Source organism: Leifsonia shinshuensis (genome assembly GCF_013410375.1).
Taxonomy (GTDB): Bacteria; Actinomycetota; Actinomycetes; order Actinomycetales; family Microbacteriaceae; genus Leifsonia; species Leifsonia shinshuensis.
In genome coordinates, this window is sequence record NZ_JACCFL010000001.1 from 825,572 (window position 1) to 845,531 (window position 19,960).

Genomic DNA, 19,960 nt, shown 5'->3' on the forward strand with positions numbered 1-19,960 from the left:
CGCGGCGTCTGAGAGGGCGCGCACCGATTCTCCGTGCGCTCTTAGAGGTTGCTGAGCCGAAAAGTGCTTGACTGAGACGTCCGCCCGGAAGGAGACCGTTTTCGTGAAGCCCGCTCAGCTCAGCATCCCTCGGCACTGGATCGTCTGGACCGTGGTCCTGTTCGCTCTGACCTTCGCGCTCGGCTTCGCCGCCAAATGGATCGTCGCGCTGCGCTTCGACTCACTGGACGCGACGGTCAACGCCCTGAACTCGCCGCTGCTGGACAAGGTCGCCCTGCTGCTCGACGAGCTCGACCGGCCCACGGTGGTCGCGGTCATCCTCGTCATCGTCTTCGTCATCCTGTTCTTCGTGAGGGGCTGGCGGCTCGCCCTCGGCACCGTCCTGGTCACCGGCCTCGGCTGGCTCACCACGCTGGTCGTGAAGACGGTCGTCGCCCAGCCGCGCCCGACGACGGCCGGGCTGACCCACCTGCTGCACGTGAACCCGGCGACGCTGAGCTACCCGAGCGGGCACGTGGTGTTCGCCGCCGCGCTGGTGACCGCCCTGGTGATGGTCTGCCGTGGCACACTGTCGCGCACGATCGTCATCGTGGTCGGCGCGCTGTTCGTCGCGCTGGTGATGTGGTCGCGCCTCTACGTCGGCGTCCACTACGGGACGGACGTGGTCGGCGGCGTGCTCAACGGCGTCGCCGGCGTGCTGCTGTTCGCCGGGCTGTGGAACCTCGTCGCACGTCGGGTCTTCACCGGCGGCGGCCGCCGCGCCGCCGCCTAGCACCCCGCGTGCACATTCGTGACGAATGTCGCGAATGCGAGCGCGTAACGCGACATTCGTGACGAATCGCCGAACGCACATTCGTGACGAATGTCGTGATAGTGCGCGCGTAACGCGACATTCGGCACGAATCGCTCCGGAGGTTACGGCGGGTTTCGCCGCGGCGACGGGGGCGGTGCGCAGCGCGATAGCGTTCTGCGCGAGAGAACCCGTCCCGACCCTCCCGAGGTGCACCATGCCCAGCGACACCGTCGTCAGCCCTGCCCGCAGCATCGCGCCCGCCCGCGTGATCTCCTCCGACGCGGAGGCCCGCGCCGCCGCTCGTGCCTTCGCCGAGACCGTGCGCCCGCACGCGGCGCAGATCGACGCCGACCGGCGCATCCCGATCGAGATCGTCGACGCGTTCAGTGCGACCGGGCTGTGGGCGATCACCATCCCGCGCGAGTACGGCGGAGCGGAGGTGTCGCACGCGACGCTCGCCGACGTGATCGCCACGGTGTCGGCCGTCGAGCCGTCGCTCGGCCAGATCCCGCAGAACCACTTCTGCCTGGTCGAGGACATCCGGCTCTCCGGCACCCCGGAGCAGAAGGCGTTCTTCTTCGAGCTCGTGCTGGCGGGCGCCCGCTTCGCCAACGCGTTCTCGGAGGCCGGCGGCAAGAACGTCGCCGAGATCCAGACCCGCCTCGTGCGCGACCGCGACGAGGTCGTCGTGACCGGACGCAAGTTCTACTCGACCGGCTCGGCCTACGCGCACTGGATCCCGGTGCTCGCGGTGGACGAGGACGGGCTCGAGCAGCTCGTCTTCACCGAGCGCGACTCCGCGGGCCTGACCGTGGTGGACGACTGGTCCGCGTTCGGCCAGCGGGCGACCTCCAGCGGCTCGGTGGTGCTGGAGGACCTGCGCGTCCCTGCCGACCGGGTGTTCCCGATGCACACCGAGTACGAGAACCCGACGATCGCCGGACCCTTCGCCCAGCTGACGACCGCGGCCATCGACCTCGGCATCGCGCGCGGCGCCATCCGGGAGACCCACGACGCCGTCCGCGCGGCACGGCCCTGGATCGACAGCGGCGTGGACTCCGCCGCCAAGGACCCGCTGACCCTGGAGCGGCTCGGCCGGCTCGACATCGACCTCGCCGCCGCGGAGGCGCTTACCGAGAAGGCCGGGGAGGCCATCGACGCCGCCAAGCCCGCGGCCGACGAGGCGAACGTGGCCGCGGCCTCCATCGCCGTCGCCCGCGCCAAGGTGCTCACCACCGAGCTGTCGCTGGAGGCCTCCACCCGGCTGCTCGAGCTCGGCGGGACCCGCGCGACCCTCGGCGCCAAGGCGCTCGACCGGTACTGGCGGAATGCCCGCGTCCACACGCTGCACGACCCGGTGCGCTGGAAGCCGGTCATCATCGGCGACTACGCGCTCAACGGCACACTGCCCGCGCGGCACTCCTGGATCTGACCGATGGCGCAGCAGATCCGGCTCAACGCGTTCACGATGAACTCGGTCGGGCACCTCTCGCCCGGCCTCTGGCGGCATCCCAGGGACGAGTCCCGCCGCTACCTCGACCTCGACTACTGGATCGAGCTGGCGCAGACGCTCGAGCGCGGGCTGATCGACGCGGTCTTCCTCGCCGACGTCCTCGGCGTGTACGACGTCTACGGCGGCAGCAGGGATGCGGCGCTGCGCGGCGGCGTGCAGGTGCCGGTCAACGATCCGCTGCAGCTGATCCCGGCGATGGCGGCCGCGACCGAGCACCTCGGTTTCGGCGTGACCGCGAGTGTCTCGTTCGAGCACCCGTATCCCTTCGCGCGGAGGATGTCGACGCTCGACCACCTGACGAACGGCCGCATCGGCTGGAACATCGTCACCTCCTACCTGAACAGCGGAGCGCTGAACCTCGGCGTCAGCGGCCAGGAGGCGCACGACCGCCGGTACGAGATCGCGGAGGAGTACCTGGAGGTCGTCTACAAGCTCTGGCAGGCGAGCTGGGATGACGACGCTGTGGTCGCGGACGCCGAGTCCGGCGTGTACGCCGACCCCGAGCGGGTGCGGCCGATCCGGCACGAAGGCGAGTTCTTCCGGGTGCCCGGCATCCACCTCAGCGAGCCCAGCCCGCAGCGCACGCCCTTCCTGTTCCAGGCCGGCGCCTCGGCGCGCGGGCTCGCGTTCGCGGCGAAGCACGCCGAGAACGTGTTCGTCGCGGCTCCGAGCAAGGCGGTGCTGGCGCGCCAGGTCGCCGGGCTCAGGGAGGCCGTGTTCGCGGCCGGCCGCGACGCCGCGTCGGTCGCGGTGATCAACCAGCAAACCGTGATCGTCGCGGAGACGAACGCCGAGGCCCGGCGCAGGCTGGACGAGTACCTGGAGGTCGCCTCCCGGGTCGGCGCGCTGACGCTGATGTCGGGCTGGACCGGCATCGACTTCAGCGCGCTGGACGACGACGCCGTGCTGCGCGACCAGGACTCCAACGCCATCCAGTCGGTGGTGAAGGCGTTCAGCGCCGCCGATCCCGACCGGGAGTGGACCGTGCGCGAGATCGCGGAGTACGCGAGGATCGGCGGCGACGGCCCGGTGATCGCCGGCTCGCCGGAGACGGTCGCCGACGCACTGGAGGAGTGGGTCGACGAGACCGGCGTCGACGGCTTCAACCTGGCGGCGGCCGCGGTGCCGGAGACCTTCGAGGGCGTCGTGGACCTGCTCGTGCCTGAGCTGCAGCGCCGCGGGCGCTACCAGACCGCGTACCGGCCGGGCACGCTGCGCGAGAAGCTGGGCGGTGCGTCGGCACGCCCGAGCGCGCCGCACCCCGCCGCGCTGATCGCGCTCGACGAGCCCGTCCCGGCCGTCTGACGCCGCCCGCCGCCGCCCGCCGGCAACATTCGGTAATCCGCCGCGACACCGCTTCCGCCGGGTCGCTACTGTCTGCTGACACCCGTCCCGCTCCGCTCCTTCTTCCACCCGAAAGAACCCTCATGGCCATCGAAGACCAGACCAGCGCCGCGCCCATCCCGACCCCCACCGCCACGACGGCCGCCACGACCTCCGCCCCGGTGCGCTCGCGCCTGCGCGGCAACCTCGGCGTCGCCTCGATCGTGTTCATGGTCGTCGCCGCGGCCTCCCCGCTCGGCGTGATCGGCGGACCGGTCCCGCTCGGCATCGCGATCGGCAACGGCACCGGCTTCCCGTTCACGTTCGTGATCGCGACCGTCGTGCTGCTGCTCTTCGCGGTCGGCTTCACGACCATGACCCCGTACGTGAAGTCGGCCGGCGCCTTCTACTCCTACGTCGACCGCAGCCTCGGCCGCGCGGCCGGCCTCGGCACCGGGTTCGCCGCCCTGCTCTCGTACATCACGCTGGAGGCCGCGGTCTTCGGCCTGATCGGCCCGGGCGTGCAGTCGCTGCTCGGCTCCTACGGCGTCCCGAGCATCCCCTGGTGGATCTACGCGGCCGTCGCGTTCGGGGTCGTCGTCTTCCTCGGCTACCGCAACATCGAGCTGTCCGGCCGCGTGCTCGCGGTGCTGCTCGTCGCCGAGGTGCTGATCGTGCTCGTCCTGGACGCGGTGATCGTGTTCGGCGGCAACACCCCGGAGGGCCTCTCGACCGGGATCGTGTCGCCGTCGGCGATCCTCTCCGGCGCGCCCGGCATCGGCATCCTGTTCGCCATCTTGAGCTTCATCGGCTTCGAGGCGACCGCGGTGTTCCGCGACGAGGCCCGCGACCCCGACCGCACCATCCCGCGGGCCACCTACCTGTCCCTGATCCTGATCGGCGTCTTCTACGCGGTCTCCAGCTGGGCGCTGATCAGCGCGGTCGGCGACTCCAAGGCCGTCAAGACCGCGACCGACCACGGCGGCACGCTGCTCGCGGACGTCACCCAGAAGTACCTCGGGACGGTCGGCGAGCACATCATCCAGGTGCTGTTCGTGACCAGCCTGTTCGCCTGCATCCTGTCGTTCCACAACATCGTCTCGCGCTACGTGTTCACCCTCTCCGGCCGCGCCGCCCTCCCGCAGCGCCTCGGCCACGCGCACGCCCGGCTCGGCTCGCCGCACCGCGCCTCCGTCGCGACCGGCGTGGTCGTCGGCGTGCTGCTCCTGGCCGGCGTGGTCACCGGGCTGGACCCGATCAACCAGTTCTACACGTGGCTCGCGGGCTTCTCCTCCGTCGGCATCGTCCTGCTGCTCGGCATCACGAGCGTGGCGGTGCTGGTCTTCTTCGGCCGCAACCGCGGCACCGGCGTCTCGCTCTGGCGCCGCGCCATCGCCCCGGCGCTCGGCCTGGCGGGCCTCCTGCTCTTCCTGGTGCTCATCCTGCAGAACCTGCCGACGCTCGTCGGCGGCAGCGTGCCGCTCGCGGTCGGGATCGTGGTGCTGCTGCTCGCGGCGTTCGCGCTCGGTCCGGTGGTGGCGCGCGTGCGGGCGCACGCGGGGGTGGCGCCGGAGGATGCGGCGGTGGATGACGCGCAGGACTGAGGCCGGTCAGGCTCCCGGCCGCCCCAGCGCCCGCAGGGCCAGCCAGGCCGACGCGCGGTCGTCGGCGTCCGCCATCGACAGGCCGGTCAGCTCCTCCACCCGGTGGATGCGGCCGGTCAGGGTCTGGCGGTGGACGCCGAGCCGTTCGGCGGTGACTCCCCAGGCGCCGTTCTCGGCGAGGTAGACACGGAGCGTCTCGGTCAGCTCGCCGTGCCGGCCGTCGGCGTCGCGCAGTGGGTCGAGCAGGTGGCCCAGCCGGAGGGCGTCGCCGTCGCTGAGCCGGTCGATCACGTACTGGACTGTCGGGATGCTGCGATAGCGCACCACGCGGCGGCCCTCCGCGCGCGCCGCCTCGACCGCCAGCCGCGCCTCCGCGGCGCTGCGCGCGAGGGCGTCCACCGGCGCGGGCAGGCCCAGGCCGAGGAAAAGGGCGGACGAGTAGGCTTCCGCCCGGTCGCCGATCGCGTCGACCTGGTCGTCCCGGAGGAAACCGGTGACCGTATTGCGGTCGGCGGTCAGGATGTGGGCGGCGCCGAGCTCGTCCAGCCAGTGGCTCACCAGCCGCTCGACCTCCACCGCCGCCGACCGGGCGGTGAGGACGAACGCCGTCAGCGTCGTCTCGTGGACGCCCCACTTGCGCAGCAGGTCCGCGGCCGCGTCGCCGCCCGCGAGCAGCGCGTCCACCATGACCGCGCGGCCCAGCCGTTCGGTGCGGGTGGGGTCGTCGGTGCGCAGCAGCAGGTCCAGGAGCGCCGCCGTCTGCGAGCCGAGCTCGCGCGCCCGGCTGGAGGCCTCGGTGCGCGAGCTGACGATGAGCCGGGCGGAGAGGTCCTCGCCGGCGCCCACGGCGTGCACCTGCAGTCCGCGGTGGCGGACGCGCACCGGCCGGTCGAGCGCGACGGCGATCGCGTCCTGGATGTGGAGGCCGCCCGCGCCGGCGGTCGTGATCACCTGGCCGTGCCGGTCGAGGAGGACGGCCCAGCCGTCGATCCGATGGGCCAGCTCGGCGACCACGCCCGAGACGCCGCCGCGCCGGGCCGCGAGGGTCAGCACCTTCATGGCGGAGGTCACGGCGCGGTCCTCCGCGGCCTGGTCGACGGCGAGCAGCGCGGTCAGCGTCGGCGCCAGGAGCTCGTCGGCCGGCTCCGCTGAGACGATGGCGGTCATCCCGGCGGCCTGGACGGCGCGCCGGGTCGCGGCGCCGCCGCCGTGGGTGACCAGCACCGCCTGCCGCAGAGCCGCCGCGCGGTCGTCGGTCGCCCCGAGCGCCTCCCGCAGCCGGCGGGCGGGGACGACGACGAGCGTGGCGTAGGAGGGGTGACCGACGACGGAGAAGTCGTCCAGCCCGACCACCTCGTCCACCGGAGTCCCGCCGTTCCGCGCGCCCTCCACGAGCTCGCCGCCGAGGGTGCGGGCGATGGAGGCGACGTCGCGGGACATGGAGGTCAGTGTACGAGATGTCGAAGCGAACCGCCGCGATCCACACTTTCGCACAGTGCTGAGCCGCACCGCCCTCCCTAGCATGGAGCGGAGTTCCCCCGTCGGCCGCCCCCAGCACGGCCCCCGGCCGGTGGGGGAGCGACACCCGCACCGCAGCGCGTCTGCACCACCCCCGAAGGAGCCCCATGAAGGCCGTCGTCTTCCGAGAGCCGTCCTCCCCGATCGAGTACACCGACGTGGAGCTCGCCGCCCCCGGACCGGGCGAGGTCCGCGTCCGCATCGCCGCGGCCGGCGTCTGCCACTCCGACCTGCACGTCAAGCGCGGGGAGTGGGACGCCCCGGCGCCCCTGGTCATGGGACACGAGGGCTCCGGCGTCGTGACCGAGCTCGGCGAGGGCGTCAGCTCGCTCGCCATCGGCGACCACGTCGTCCTCAGCTGGGTGCCGCCGTGCGGCGAGTGCCGGTACTGCCGGTCGGGCCACGAGGCCCGCTGCCAGAAGGTCGCGACCGTGGTCGCTCCGCAGGGCGTGCTCTTCGACGGCACCTCCCGGCTCTCGCGCGACGGCGCGACCGTCCACCACTACCTCGGCGTCTCGTCGTTCGCCGAGGAGGTCGTGGTCCCGGCCTCCGGCGCGGTGAAGGTGCGCGACGACGCCCCGCTCGACATCATCGCCGTGGTCGGCTGCGCCGTCGCGACCGGCGTCGGCGCCGTGCTCAACACGGCTGCCGTCGAGCCGGGCTCCACCGTCGCCGTGATCGGCTGCGGCGGCGTCGGCCTCAACGTCGTGCAGGGCGCGCGCCTGGCCGGAGCGGAGCGGATCGTCGCGATCGACGTGCTCGCGGACAAGACGCAGACCGCGCTGCAGTTCGGCGCCACCGACCGCATCGACGCGTCGCAGGCCGACGCAGTGGAGCAGCTCTTCGACCTGATCCCGGACGGTGTCGACTACGCCTTCGACGCGATCGGTCGCACCTCCACCACCGAGCAGGCGATCCGGATGCTCGGCCTCGGCGGCGCCGCCGTCATCGTCGGCCTCCCGCCGACGGGTGCGAAGGCCTCGTTCGAGCCGCTCGTGCTCGCGGAGGCCGACCAGCGCATCCTGGGCTCCAACTACGGCTCGGTGCGCCCCTCCATCGACATCCCCGCGCTGGTCGACCGCTACATGGACGGCCAGCTCAAGCTCGACCCCCTGATCTCGGGCCGGCGGCCGCTCGCGGAGGCGGCGGAGGCCTTCGACGACCTCGAGAAGGGCTCCGTGCTCCGCACCCTGCTCATCCCGTAGCGCCACCCGATCCCCAGCACCGCGCACCCGCACCCGCACCGCCACCCCCTGCACCCCCGAACCCGACTCACTGGAGAGCCACCATGACCACCAGTTCCGACCCCCGTCTGGCCGCGCGGCCCGGCAGCCCGACCGACGCCGGACTCCGGCACGGCGTCATGAGCGGACCCGAGCTGGCCGCGCAGGCGATCGCCAACATCGCGCCCAGCGCCGTCATCGCCTTCACCGCGGCGTCCATCTTCATCGGCGCGGGCAACGGCACGATCTACTCGTTCGTGCTCGCCACCATCGTCATCCTCTGCGTCGGCTACTGCGTGGTGGTCTTCGCCCGCAAGCACGCGTCGGCCGGCTCGCTCTACACGTACGTCGCCAAGGGCCTCGGCCCGACCGGCGCCTACCTCGCCGGCGTCACGCTGGTCATCGGCTGCTGGGGCATCGCCGCCGGCTCGCTCGGCGGCGCGGTCTCGTACTTCAACCAGTTCCTGGCGCTGCTCGGCGTCCCGACCGGTGGCGTCGGCTGGTACGTCGGCCTCGCGATCGTGCTCGGCGGCCTGGCGACGCTGTTCACCATCCGCGGCATCCGGCTGTCGGCCCGCGTCTCGCTCGTGCTGGAGCTCGTCTCCGTCACGATCATCACCATCCTGCTGATCGCGGCGCTCGTCTGGGCCGGCCCGAAGGCCTGGGACCCGGCGCAGGTCTTCGCGCAGGGCGCTCCGTTCCAGGGCATCGCCGCCGGCATGGTGCTCGGCATCCTCGGCTTCGTCGGCTTCTCCTCCGCGGACGCGCTCGGCCGCGAGGCCAAGAACCCGTACACCGCCATCCCGCGCGCGATCATGTGGAGCGCGGTCGTCGTCGGCATCCTCTACGTGTTCGCCGCCTACACGCAGATCGCCGTGCTGCACGAGCACCTCGCCACCAGCGCCAGCCCGCTGGAGGACATCGCGAAGCTGATCGGCATGCCGTCCTGGTTCGCGCCCATCCTCACCTTCGGCGTCGGCGCCTCGTTCTTCGCGGTCGTCGTGGCCCCGCTCAACGTCGTCGGCCGGGTCATGTACGTGATGGGCAAGGAGGGCGTCCTCCCCGAGCGCTTCGGCCGCACCCACGAGCGCCACCTGACCCCGCACCGCGTGCTCCTGGTCGCCGGCCCCGCGGCGATCCTGCTCGACGTGATCCTGCTGCTGGTCGGCTCCGACCCGATGGACATCACGGTCTGGGTGGACACCTACGGCACCTACGGCTACATGGTCGCCTACGCGCTGGTCGCGATCGCGTGCATCGCCTACACCCGCCACGCGGGCATCCCGAACCGGCTGGTCTGGGTCTGCGCGGTGGTCGCCGTCGCGGCGATGGCGTACGTGTTCTTCGCGAACATCTGGCCGGTGCCGGCGTTCCCGCTGAACGTCATCCCGTACCTCTTCCTCCTGACGCTGATCGGGGCGGTGGCGTGGTTCGTGTACCTGGCGCGCCGCCGGCCGGAGGTCATCCGGAACATCGGCAACACCGAGACCGAGTCGCTGGAGGGGGTCGGCTGACCTCCTGCGTGGTTGATGGAGCCCCGCGGCGATCCCGATCGCCGCGGGGCTTCGTCGTTCATGCCCAATTCATCTATTTCGTCACACAGACGATCTAACAGTGGTTACAATCTGGGGTACCTCCGTGGAAGGACCCTCCGTGAACTCACTCGCCTTGTTCGTCGCTGTCTTCCTGGCGTGCCTGGTCGAAGCCGTCGAGGCGACCACGATCGTGCTCGCCGCCGGCGCCACCCGCAACTGGCGCTCGGCGCTGACCGGGACCGCGGCCGGCGTGGTCGTGCTCGCCGTCATCGTCGCCGTCGTAGGCCCGGCGATCACGCTCATCCCGATCGGCTTCCTCCGGCTGGTGGTCGGCGGTCTCCTGCTCGTCTTCGGAATGCAGTGGATCCGCAAGGCCGTGCTGCGCGCGAGCGGCTACAAGGCCCTGCACGACGAGACGCTGATCTACGAACGGGAGGTGGCGGAGGCGCGCGCCGCCCGCAAGGAGAGCCGCTTCGGTGTCCGCGACTGGTTCGCCTTCACGCTGTCGTTCAAGGCGGTGCTGCTGGAGGGGCTGGAGGTCGTCTTCATCGTCCTCACCTTCGGCGCGAACCAGAACCAGATCGGCCTGGCCTCCCTCGCCGCCGTCGCCGCGATCGTCGTGGTCGTCCTGATCGGCGCCGCGGTGCGCGCCCCGCTGTCGCGCGTGCCGGAGAACACCCTGAAGTTCGTCGTCGGCGTGATGCTGACCTCGTTCGGCCTGTTCTGGGGTGCGGAGGGCGCGGGAGCCGTCTGGCCGGGCGCCGACCTGGCGCTGCTGGTCATCATCCCCGCCGTCGGCGTGTTCTCGCTGCTGCTCGTCGCGGTGCTCCGCCGCCGGAAGGCCGCTCAGCTGCGCCGCGAGTCGCGGCCGGTCGGTGCGTCCGAGCCGGCGCCGGTCCTCGTCACGACGACGGGCGACGCCCAGGGGCACGCTGCCGAGACGGCCGCGGCGCCGGCCTCCGCCACAACCGCCTCCGCCCCGCAGCGGCAGAACGCCGTGGTGCGCGGACTGCGCTCGTTCGGGCTGTTCTGGTGGGACTTCATCGTCGGCGACGACTGGCAGATCGCGGCCGGAACGGCCGTCGGGCTCGCGATCACGTTCGCGGTGAGCGGCTGGTCGGGAGCGTGGCTGGTCATGCCGGTCGTCGTGGCGCTCCTCATCCCCTACGGAATCATGCGCGCACTGCGCTGAGCCCGGCCCCGTCGGAGCGCGCGCCCGGGGGGATCAGTGCCCCTCCGGCTCCTCCGCGTATACGCGGGCCGCGTACTCCTCCAGCGCTGTGGCGCACGACGCCACGGCCTCCTCCGCCTCGGCGCGCTTCGGCGCCCCGAAGCGGTCGCGGGTCTGCACCTTCTCCAGCCAGTTGACGAGCTTGGTGTAGTCGACCTCGTTCTCCTCCAACTCGGCGTAGCTGAAGTGCGACTCCGTGTACTCCTTCTCGAGCTCGCGCAGGAAGCCCTGGCACCGGTCGATGATCTCCTCGTACTCGTCGGTGCGGGCGTCCTGGAACGCCGAGACGATGCCGGCGTCACCCGCGAGAACCTCCGAGCGGAGAAGGGCGGCCGTGCCGCCGAGCTCCAGGATCTCGTGCCGCAGCTTGCGCAGCGCCCGCTCGCTCGCGACGTCGTCGGGAAGGGCGGCGACCGAGTTCTGCAGGTAGATCGCGCCGAGCGCCTTCAGCCGGCGCCACACCGTCGCCCGCAGCCGGGTCGGCTCGGAGGGGACCCGGTAGACGAGCACGTTCCACGCCGTCCCGGGGCGTTCGGCGGTCTCGGCGTCGTCGGTCATCCACCAATCCTAGGAGGCGGGCGGCACGCGGTGGGCCTGCAGCGCGGTGCACCGCGACTCGCACAGAAGCTGTTCATTCGAACATTGAGTGTGTGCGAATGAACACCATGTGTGTTACAGTGTGGTCACCCGGTTCAAAGGAGAGCGCACATGTCAGCAACCCAGTACGAAGCCTCGACGGTGGAGGAGCCCGATCTCCCCTCCGGTCTCAACCGAGGCTCCATCGGGCTCGGCGGCACCCTGATGCAGTCGATCGCCCAGATCTCGCCGACCCTCGGCATCTTCTACACGATCGCCTTCACGACCGGCCAGGCCGGTGTCACCGCTCCGCTGACCTACCTCGCGGCCTTCCTCGTCTGCCTCATCATCGCGGTGCCGATGCGCGGGCTCGCCCGCCACCTCCCCTCCGCCGGCGGCTTCTACACCTACGTCTCGGCGGGGATCGGCCCGAAGGCCGGATTCATGACCGGCTGGCTCTACGCGATCATGGTCACCGTCGTCCCCGCCGCGCTCGCCGCCTTCACCGGCGCCGTGCTCCAGGACGAGCTGTCCGGCAAGTACGGGTTCGACGTGCCGTGGTGGGTCTATGCGGTCGTCATCCTCGCGATCTGCTTCGCGTGCGCCTACCGCGGGATCGTCATCTCGATCAAGTTCCTCGTCGTGATGACCTGCTTCGAGATGGTCGTCGGACTCGGGCTAGCGCTTTCCGGCCTCATCCACCCCGGCCCCGGCGGCGTGAACCTAAAGGGTTTCAACCCGGCCAACATCACCGACGGCTCCGGCTTCTTCCTCGCGATCGTCCTCTCGATCTTCGCGTTCACCGGCTTCGAGAGCGCCGCCGCCGTCGGCGAGGAGTCGCGCGACCCGAAGCGGATCGTGCCCAAGGCGATCATCGGCTCGCTCACCCTCATCGGCATCTTCTACGTCGTCACCGCCTGGGGCCTGCAGATCGGCTGGGGCACCAGCGACCTCGGCAAGCTCGCGTCGTCGCCCACCGCTCCGGCGTTCGTGCTCGCTGACCGCCTGTTCGACGGCGCTTCGATCATCATCCTGATCGCACTCGTCAACTCCGGCCTCGGCGTCTGCATCGCCTGCACCACCAGCGCGACCCGCACGATCTTCGGGATCGCCCGCACCGGTGCCCTCCCGTCCGTGCTCGCGACCGTTCAGCGGAAGCACCGCACGCCGGTCGTCGCGGTCTACGTGCAGTCGATCGTCGCGGTGGTGGTCTGCCTCGCCGTCGGTCTCCCGCTCGGCCCGTACAACCTCTTCAACCTGCTCGGGACCGCGGGGACCTTCGTCTACATCCCGATCTTCATCCTGATGAACGTCGCCGCGTTCCTCTTCTTCCGGCGGCACCACCCCGACGAGTTCAGCGTCTGGGCGTACGTGGTCGCGCCGATCGTGTCCACGGTCGCGCTACTGCTGATCGCCTACTACAGCATCGTTCCGCTCCCGGACTTCCCGGTGCTGCTGGCACCGTTCATCGCCGTCCTCTACGTGGTCATCGGCCTTGCCGTCCTGATCGGCCGCAACCTGCGTCCGGGGAATCGGGCCTGGATGGCACGCGCAGGGGAGTTGCCTGAGGTTGACTGATCCCGGACCGCACCACCAGAGCCTCAGGAGACCACGATGAACGCCGAAACCCGCCAGCAGCAGATCCTCGAGCAGCTCGCCCGCCGCGGCGAGGCCACGATCGCGGAGCTCAGCGCCCGGTTCGACGTGTCGGAGATGACCATCCGCCGCGACCTCAACCAGCTCGCCGCCGCCGGCGTCGTCGTCCGCACCCACGGCGGGGCCGCGCCTGCGGCGAGCGGGAGCTTCGAGCCGCCGTTCGGTCTGCGCTCGCGCACCAACAGCGAGGCGAAGCGGCAGATCGCCATCGCCGTCGCCAAGCAGGTGCTCGACGGCCAGACCGTCATCCTCGACGGCGGGACGACCGGCCTGGCCATCGCGGAGGAGCTCGTGGGCAGGAACATCACGGTGTGCGCCCTGAACCTCCGCGTCGCCGACATTCTCTCCGCGGAGTCCGCCACCCGCGTCATGATCCCGGGCGGGCTCATCCGGACGGGCGAGTCGAGCATTGTCGGCTCCGAGGCGGAACGTGCGCTGCAGAACTTCCGCTACGACCTCTACGTGATGACGGCCTCCGCCGTCGACGCCGCCGCCGGGTTCACCGAGTGGAATCTCGAGGACGCCGCGATCAAGCGCGCCAGCCTCGCCGCGTCACGACGGACCATCGCCGCCGTCGACTCCTCCAAGTTCGGCCGCGAGGCGTTCGCCCGCATCTGCGGCCTCGACCAGGTCGCCGCCGTCGTCACCGACGCGGCGATCAGCTCAGAACAGAAGCGCGACTTCTCGGTGTCCGGCACCGAGCTGCTGATCGCCTGACCCAAGGAACACCATGAACACCACACCATCCCTTCCCACCCGCGTCGATACCCTCGTCATCGGCGGCGGCACCGGGGGCGCCGCGTTCGCGGGGACCCTCGCCGCGCACAGCGACGAGACCGTCCTCCTGGTGGAGGCCGGCCCCGACTACGGGGCGTTCGACCGGAGCGCATGGCCGGCCGACATGCTCGACGCGCGCTCGATCCCGCTGTCGCACGACTACGACCTCCGGACCGCCCGGTCGTCCGGCGAGGGGGCGCTCGATCTTCCGCGTGCCCGGATCATCGGCGGCTGCTCGGCGCACAACGGCTGCACCGCCTCGGTCGGGGCGCGGTTCGAGTACGACGAGTGGGCCGGGCTCGGCAACCCGGGCTGGTCGGCCGACGAGGTCGCTCCGCTGCTCGACGCGGTCCGGGAGCGCTTCCGCGTCCGCCGCTACACGATGCCGGAGCTCACGCCGCCGCAGCGCGCATTCGTGGAGGCGGGGGTGGCGGCGGGCCTTCCGTTCGCCGACGACCTGGACGACCTGGAGGCCGCGGAGGGGATCGGCCCGATGCCGGTCAACATCTCGGACGGCGTGCGCTGGAACAGTGCCTTCGCCTTCCTGGACCCGGTGCGCGACCGCCCCAACCTGACCATCGCGGGAGGCGTGGCCGTCACCGGACTCAGCTTCGACGGCACGCGGGTCACCGGAGCGTTCGTCACGCACGCGTCCGGCGTCGCCCACATCGACGCGGGGCGGGTCGTGCTCGCCGCCGGCGCCTACCACTCGCCCGCGATTCTGCTGCGCTCGGGCGTCGGTCCAGCGGCCGAGCTGACGGCGCTCGGCATACCGGTGGTCGCCGACGTGCCCGGCGTCGGCAAGCACCTGCTCGATCATGAGTGCGTGCAACTCGACTTCGCCGGCCGCCCCGGCCTTGTCGACGAGCTCGCCGCGCTGGACTGGAACCCGGATGAGCAGACTGTCGGCCGCGCCCGCTCCAGCGTCTGCGACGACGGCCCCTACGACATCCACGTGTTCATGGTCGCCGGCGCCAACAGTGGCCACCCCGGGCTGCCGCCGATCACCCTTTACGGCGGGGCGATGCGCGCCCGCTCCGAGGGCAGCGTCACGCTCGGCCTCGGCCTCGATGTCACCGAACCGGTGATCGACCACCGTTACGGGACGGATCCCGACGGCCACGACCGCACCGTCCTGCGCGAGGCGCTGGACCTGCTCGAGTCGATGGTGTCGCAGCCGGGGCTGGCCGAGGTGCTCGGCGAGCGCGTCGGGAAGGCCGACCCGCTGGACGACATCGTCAATTACTGCCATCCGGCGGGCACCTGCAAGATGGGGCCGTCCACCGACCCGCTCGCGGTGGTCGACAACGACGGTGCTGTGCACGGGGTGACCGGGCTCTACGTCGCGGACGCGTCGATCATGCCGACGATCACCCGGGGCAACATCAACCTGCCGACCGCGATGATCGGGGTGAACGTCGCGAACCGCCTGCTCGGCGCGCGCGTCCTCGACGCCGCGGGCACGACCGCGGACGCGCGCTGAGGAGACCGATCATGACGACGCTCACCCCCTTCGAAGAGGACATCCTGGAGCAGCCCGCCGCCCTGCGCCGACTCGTGACGGCGGGCCCGGCGCCGGAGCTCGCCGCCCTCGGCGGACGCCGCTGGGACCGGATCGTGTTCACCGGCATGGGCAGCTCGCACTTCGCGAGCATCCCGACCTGGCGCAGCGCGGTCAGCGCCGGCCACGACGCCTGGCGCGTCGACGCCGGGGAGCTGCTCGACGCGCCGGGGCTCCTGACGCCCGGCACGCTGCTCGTCGCGACCTCGCAGTCCGGCGCCAGCGGTGAGGTGGTCGAGCTGCTCGACCGGCTGGACTCCGGTCGGCTCCGTACCGGCGCCGTGGTCGGGATCGCCGCTGACGCCGCCAGCCCGCTCGCGCTCCAGTCCGACGTTTACCTTCCGCTCCTCAGCGGGGACGAGGCGACGGTGAGCACGAAGAGCTACCTCAACACCCTGGCCGTGCACCGCCGCCTCGCCGCCGTGCTCGCCGGCGAGGAGCCGGCAACCGTGGAGGGTGAGATCGCCGCGGCGGCCGACGCCGTCGAGGCCCAGCTCGGGCGCGAAATAGACGCCGGCCTCGCAGCCCGCGTGCTGGAGCCCGCGCGCCCACGGCTGGCGGCCGTCGCCAAGCGCGACGACGCCGCGACCGCCCTACTCGCCGGGCTTATCACGAAGGAGTCGTCGAAGGTCGCCATCGAGGCCTACGTCGGTGGCCAGTTCCGGCACGGACCGTTCGAGCTCGCCGGACCCGGGATGACGGCGTTCCTGTACGGCGCCTACGAGGCCGACGCCGACGAGAGCACCGCCCGGCTGGCCGCCGACCTCGTGGACAGCGGCGCGCACGTGGTCGTCGTCGGCGACCTCCGTGTCGACGGTGCGACGATCGTCCGAACGCCTGACGGGCCGTCGCTGGCCCGCCTCGCGACGGGAGCAGTCGTGGCCGAGCTCGTCGCCGTCGACCTGGCGCGCACGAACGGTGTCGTGCCCGGCGCGTTCGCGTTCGGCAGCAAGGTGACGACGACGCTGTGAGCGAGGACGTGAGCGCGGAAGCCGCGAGCGTGGACGCGTCAGGGCGCGGATCCGATATCGCGATCGGGGTGGACCTCGGCGGTACCGGGACCAGGCTGGTCGCTCTCGACGGCTACGGCGACACCGTCGCGCAGCTGGTCGTCCCGACGCCCGGCGCGGTCCCCGCGGACGCCGCGGTCGACTTCCTGGTGGAGCGGGTCGCCTCGCTCGCCGGAGAGGCGAACGTCCGCTCGATCGGGATCGGCGCGAGCGGGCCGATCGACGCGGACGGCGTCATCCGGAACGACGACACCCTCCCCGCCTTCACGGGCGTCGACCTCGCCGGGGCGCTCGCCGCCGCCTTCGGCGCGCCCGTCGCAGTCGACAACGACGCTGTGACGGCCGCCATCGGGGAGGCGGTCGCGGGCGCCGGCCGGCCGTTCCGGAGCGTGCTCATGCTGACCCTCGGCACCGGCGTCGGCGTGGCCGCGCTGGTGGAAGGCGGACCGGTCCGCGGCGCCGACGGTGTCCACCCGGAAGCCGGTCACCTCAGCCTGTCCGGCCGGACGGCGCCCTGTTACTGCGGCCGGAGCGCGTGCTTCGAGCAGGTCGGGTCGCGCACGGCGTTGCAGCGCTCGGCGAGCGCGCTGCTCGCCCGGCCGAGCGGAGGCCCGCAGGACATCCGGACGGTGTTCGACCGCGCTCTCGACGGAGACGCGGCCGCTGCGGCGCTGTTCGACGACTACGGCAGCGGGATCGCCGACGGCCTCCTGGATCTGCTCACCGTGCACCGCTCAGCGGGCGTCGTGCTCGGTGGCAGCGCGGCTTCCTACTTCGCCGCGTACGCTCCCGCGCTCCTCGCGCGGCTGGGCGAGGTCGCGACGTACTCCGCGACGCCGCCGGTGCGGGTGTCGGAGCTCGGCGACCTCGGCGGCGCCCTCGGGGCGGCGATCCTCGGGTCCCGGCGCCCGGACCGCAGCTCGTGGCTCATGCTCGGCCGTGGGCGGTAGGTGCGCTCCCGCTCCTCTGTTACTCCGCGTCGTCCTCCACCACCACCGCCCGCAGCGGCGCCCCGTCTCTGCCCGCGATCGGCAGCGGCAGCCCCACGAACTGCGGCGCGCTCGCCGTGATCCGGTCGAGCCCGGTCAGGTTCTCGATGATGAGCCCGCCCGCGCCGAGGAAGACGTCGTGGAACGGGAGGCTCGGGGCCGGGTCGTCGCGTGGCGTCTCGTCCGGGTTGAGCGCGTCGACGCCGACCACGGTGACGCCCGCATCGAGCAGCGCCGAGGCGACCCCGGCGTCCAGGAACGGGTGGTCGAGGTATCCCGGCTCGTCGAACAGCGCCGACCAGCCCGTGCGGAACAGCACGATGGTCCCCGGCTCGACCTCCCGGAGAGCGTCGCGCACGTCCTCCGCCCGGATCCGCGTCCGCGGCGGGAGGCCGTTCACGTCCACCACGAGCGCCGGCCCGATCAGCCGGCCGAGATCGACGGCGTCGATCGTCGCCCCGCCCTCGACGGTGTGCGACGGCGCGTCCACGTGTGTGCCGGTGTGGCTGCCCAGCTCCAGGCTCAGCACGCTCACTCCGGCCTCCGCGATCGTCACGGCCGGTTCCACGCGGACCTCCGGGTCGCCGGGGAAGACCGTCATCCCGCCGCGGAGGGGATGGCTCAGGTCGACCACCCGCATCTAGGCCTCCTCCCGCGGGGACAGGTGCTCGTGCACGCAGATCCAGGCGCCGTCGCGGCGCTGCATGACGATGGTCTCGCGTTCCCGCACGGTCGTGCTGCCGTCGCCGTCGGCGAGTTCGGTCTCGACGTCGTGCGTGAAGATCGCGACGTCGTCGCCCGCGAACTGCACGCGGCGCCCGGTCGAGCGGCAGCCGAGCACGCGGAAGCCGTCGCGCTCCCAGTCGTCCCACGCCGCCTCGTATTCGGCGCGCGACTCCAGGCGGACCGGGTGCGTGTGCAGGACGAAGGTGGCGTCGTCGGCGAAGCCCGCGAAGTAGGCGTCGCGGCGGTGGCGGCCGAAGTCGTCGATGATGCGGTCGACGGCGGCGAGGACGTCCTGCTCGCTCATGCCCCGGCCTCCGGCGCCTCGATGGTGCGGGACTCCAGCAGCTGGGCCTTCGCCCGCCGCGACGCGTGGGCGCGGGCGGCCGCCGAGCGCTCGTCCAGGTGGATGGGCGGCACGGTCGCGTCCGCGGAGCGCACCCCGCGGGGGCCGTCCGGCCCGAACACGTACCGCGGCTCCGGGAAGATCGCCAGCAGCACGCCGTAGAGGACGCCGGCTACGACGACGCTCGACAGCAGGCTCAGGTCGATGCCGCCGGCGAGGTCGCTGAACGGTCCGACGATGATCGGCGGGTAGTTCGCGAACAGCAGGCCCACCACAGCGGCGACGATCCACGCCGTCATCCCGCGCCAGTTCACGCCGGCGGCGAACCAGTACCGGCCGCCGGTCTCGCCGCGGTTGAACACCTGCAGGTCCGACGGGTCGTAGAAGCCGCGGCGCACGACGTAGCCGATGGTCATGATGACCATCCACGGCGTCGTCGTGACCACGATCGCGCCGACGAAGGCGTTCACGGTCCCGAGCAGGTCGAACACCAGACGGCCGACCAGGATGAAGAGGAATGCGATGGTCCCGATGAAGATCGTCGCCTGCACCCGGCTGAACCGCGGCACGACCGACGAGAAGTCCAGCCCGGTGCCGTAGAGCGACGTCGTGCCGGTCGACAGACCGCCGATGAAGGCCACCACGAGCAGCAGCAGCGCGTACCAGAGCGGCGAGACGTGGATGAGCGAGACGACGTAGTCCGACTTGCCGAAGACGAGGGTCGCGGTGGCGACGCCGAACAGCAGCGGGATGAGTCCGAGGCCCTGGCCGAGGATGGTCGCGCCGATCAGCTTGCGCGGCTTGGTCGCCCGCGGGATGTAGCGGGACCAGTCGCCGAGGAACGCGCCGAAAGAGATCGGGTTGGCCATCACGATGAGCGCCGCGGCGATGAAGGTCGGCCAGAACGCCCCGCCGATCGCGAGCGCCTTGGGTCCGGGGTCGTAGCCGGCGTTGAAGACGCCGGAGTAGGCCACGATGGCGAGCAGGATCAGCGCCGTGTTGGCGAAGACGGCGATCTTGTTGACCAGCAGCATGAACTGGAAGCCGTAGATCACCACGACGATCACGATCAGGCCGATGACCGCGTAGATCCCCAGCCGCAGCCCGACCGAGTCGGGCACCCCGGCGAGCCGGGTCAGCGCGCCGACGATCGCGTCGCCGGACACCCACACGGAGATCGAGTAGAACGCGATCGCGGTGAGCAGCGACAGGAAAGAGCCGACGATCCGGCCGCGGACGCCGAACAGCGCGCCGGAGGAGACGGCGTTGTTGGTGCCGGTCTTCGGGCCGAACAGTGCCATCGGCGCCAGGAACGCGATGCCGACGGCGACGCCGAGCACCGTGGCGGCCACGGCCTGCCAGAACGACAGCCCGAGGGCGATGGGGAAGGTGCCGAGCAGGATGGTGGCGAACGTGTTCACACCGCCGAACTGGATGCGGGCCAGGTCGAGCCAGTTCGAGGTGCGGTCGGCGTCCGGGATCGTGTCGATCCCGTGGGCCTCCACTTCCGTGATCCTGGGGCGCGGGTTGAGGGCAGCGGTGACGTCGTCGTCGGACATGCGGGTTCCCTTCGGGGGCGGGT

At 71.7% G+C, this 19,960-nt stretch carries 17 protein-coding genes; 12 read left to right on the forward strand and 5 right to left on the reverse strand.

The window, feature by feature from the left end; genetic code table 11:
• Positions 1-103: 103 nt before the first annotated feature.
• The 4 genes from HNR13_RS04075 (at position 104) to HNR13_RS04090 (ending at position 5,233) form a co-directional block, all read left to right on the forward strand.
• A complete protein-coding gene (locus HNR13_RS04075) occupies positions 104-772 on the forward strand; it encodes a phosphatase PAP2 family protein (RefSeq protein ID WP_179604571.1) in 669 nt (222 codons plus the stop codon).
• 235 nt (positions 773-1,007) lie between these two features.
• Positions 1,008-2,225 carry an SfnB family sulfur acquisition oxidoreductase gene (locus HNR13_RS04080; RefSeq protein ID WP_179604572.1) on the forward strand — a complete coding sequence of 406 codons (1,218 nt, stop codon included), beginning with the start codon at positions 1,008-1,010 and terminating at the stop codon, positions 2,223-2,225.
• Between the two features lie 3 nt (positions 2,226-2,228).
• The gene (locus HNR13_RS04085) at positions 2,229-3,611 is read left to right on the forward strand and encodes an LLM class flavin-dependent oxidoreductase (protein ID WP_179604573.1); all 1,383 of its coding nucleotides are present in this window, start codon (positions 2,229-2,231) and stop codon (positions 3,609-3,611) included.
• Between the two features lie 122 nt (positions 3,612-3,733).
• The gene (locus HNR13_RS04090; protein WP_179604574.1) at positions 3,734-5,233 is read left to right on the forward strand and encodes an APC family permease; all 1,500 of its coding nucleotides are present in this window, start codon (positions 3,734-3,736) and stop codon (positions 5,231-5,233) included.
• Positions 5,234-5,239: 6 nt separating this feature from the next.
• Here the strand turns inward: HNR13_RS04090 and HNR13_RS04095 are convergent, their stop codons facing one another.
• On the reverse strand, positions 5,240-6,673 hold the full coding sequence (locus HNR13_RS04095) for a helix-turn-helix domain-containing protein (RefSeq protein WP_179604575.1): 1,434 nt from the start codon (positions 6,671-6,673) through the stop codon (positions 5,240-5,242).
• A 185-nt stretch (positions 6,674-6,858) separates the two neighbouring features.
• Here HNR13_RS04095 and HNR13_RS04100 point away from each other — a divergent pair, with 185 nt between their 5' ends.
• From HNR13_RS04100 to HNR13_RS04110, 3 genes are all read left to right on the forward strand, one after another.
• Positions 6,859-7,956: a Zn-dependent alcohol dehydrogenase gene (locus tag HNR13_RS04100; RefSeq protein WP_179604576.1), complete on the forward strand. Its 1,098-nt coding sequence runs from the start codon at positions 6,859-6,861 to the stop codon at positions 7,954-7,956.
• A gap of 83 nt (positions 7,957-8,039) precedes the next feature.
• The gene (locus HNR13_RS04105; protein ID WP_179604577.1) at positions 8,040-9,488 is read left to right on the forward strand and encodes an APC family permease; all 1,449 of its coding nucleotides are present in this window, start codon (positions 8,040-8,042) and stop codon (positions 9,486-9,488) included.
• A 139-nt stretch (positions 9,489-9,627) separates the two neighbouring features.
• Positions 9,628-10,701, forward strand: coding sequence for a COG4280 domain-containing protein (locus HNR13_RS04110; RefSeq protein WP_218881163.1), 1,074 nt, complete (start codon positions 9,628-9,630; stop codon positions 10,699-10,701).
• A gap of 33 nt (positions 10,702-10,734) precedes the next feature.
• On the opposite strand, the gene HNR13_RS04120 is transcribed toward HNR13_RS04110, so the two are convergent.
• Positions 10,735-11,298, reverse strand: a complete 564-nt coding sequence (locus HNR13_RS04120; protein ID WP_179604578.1) for a Chromate resistance protein ChrB — start codon at positions 11,296-11,298, stop codon at positions 10,735-10,737.
• A 150-nt stretch (positions 11,299-11,448) separates the two neighbouring features.
• Here HNR13_RS04120 and HNR13_RS04125 point away from each other — a divergent pair, with 150 nt between their 5' ends.
• From HNR13_RS04125 to HNR13_RS04145, 5 genes are read left to right on the forward strand one after another with little or no spacing between them, the layout of a single operon-like run.
• Positions 11,449-12,894 (forward strand): APC family permease, encoded by a 1,446-nt coding sequence (locus tag HNR13_RS04125; protein ID WP_179604579.1) that lies wholly within the window; start codon positions 11,449-11,451, stop codon positions 12,892-12,894.
• A 36-nt stretch (positions 12,895-12,930) separates the two neighbouring features.
• Positions 12,931-13,689 (forward strand): DeoR/GlpR family DNA-binding transcription regulator, encoded by a 759-nt coding sequence (locus HNR13_RS04130; protein WP_179604580.1) that lies wholly within the window; start codon positions 12,931-12,933, stop codon positions 13,687-13,689.
• 13 nt (positions 13,690-13,702) lie between these two features.
• On the forward strand, positions 13,703-15,232 hold the full coding sequence (locus tag HNR13_RS04135; RefSeq protein WP_179604581.1) for a GMC family oxidoreductase: 1,530 nt from the start codon (positions 13,703-13,705) through the stop codon (positions 15,230-15,232).
• 11 nt (positions 15,233-15,243) lie between these two features.
• Entirely contained in the window at positions 15,244-16,281 is a 1,038-nt protein-coding gene (locus HNR13_RS04140) for an SIS domain-containing protein (protein ID WP_179604582.1), read from the forward strand.
• Positions 16,278-17,270 carry an ROK family protein gene (locus HNR13_RS04145; protein WP_179604583.1) on the forward strand — a complete coding sequence of 331 codons (993 nt, stop codon included), beginning with the start codon at positions 16,278-16,280 and terminating at the stop codon, positions 17,268-17,270. The genes HNR13_RS04140 and HNR13_RS04145 overlap by 4 nt, the downstream gene beginning before the upstream one ends.
• A 19-nt stretch (positions 17,271-17,289) precedes the next feature.
• Here the strand turns inward: HNR13_RS04145 and HNR13_RS04150 are convergent, their stop codons facing one another.
• The 3 genes from HNR13_RS04150 to HNR13_RS04160 are packed head-to-tail and all read right to left on the reverse strand — an operon-like array spanning position 17,290 to position 19,937.
• Positions 17,290-17,949 carry a cyclase family protein gene (locus HNR13_RS04150; protein ID WP_179604584.1) on the reverse strand — a complete coding sequence of 220 codons (660 nt, stop codon included), beginning with the start codon at positions 17,947-17,949 and terminating at the stop codon, positions 17,290-17,292.
• Positions 17,950-18,339, reverse strand: a complete 390-nt coding sequence (locus tag HNR13_RS04155; RefSeq protein WP_179604585.1) for a nuclear transport factor 2 family protein — start codon at positions 18,337-18,339, stop codon at positions 17,950-17,952.
• Entirely contained in the window at positions 18,336-19,937 is a 1,602-nt protein-coding gene (locus HNR13_RS04160; protein ID WP_179604586.1) for a purine-cytosine permease family protein, read from the reverse strand. Before HNR13_RS04160 ends, HNR13_RS04155 begins: the two co-directional genes overlap by 4 nt.
• Between the last annotated feature and the right edge of the window lie 23 nt (positions 19,938-19,960).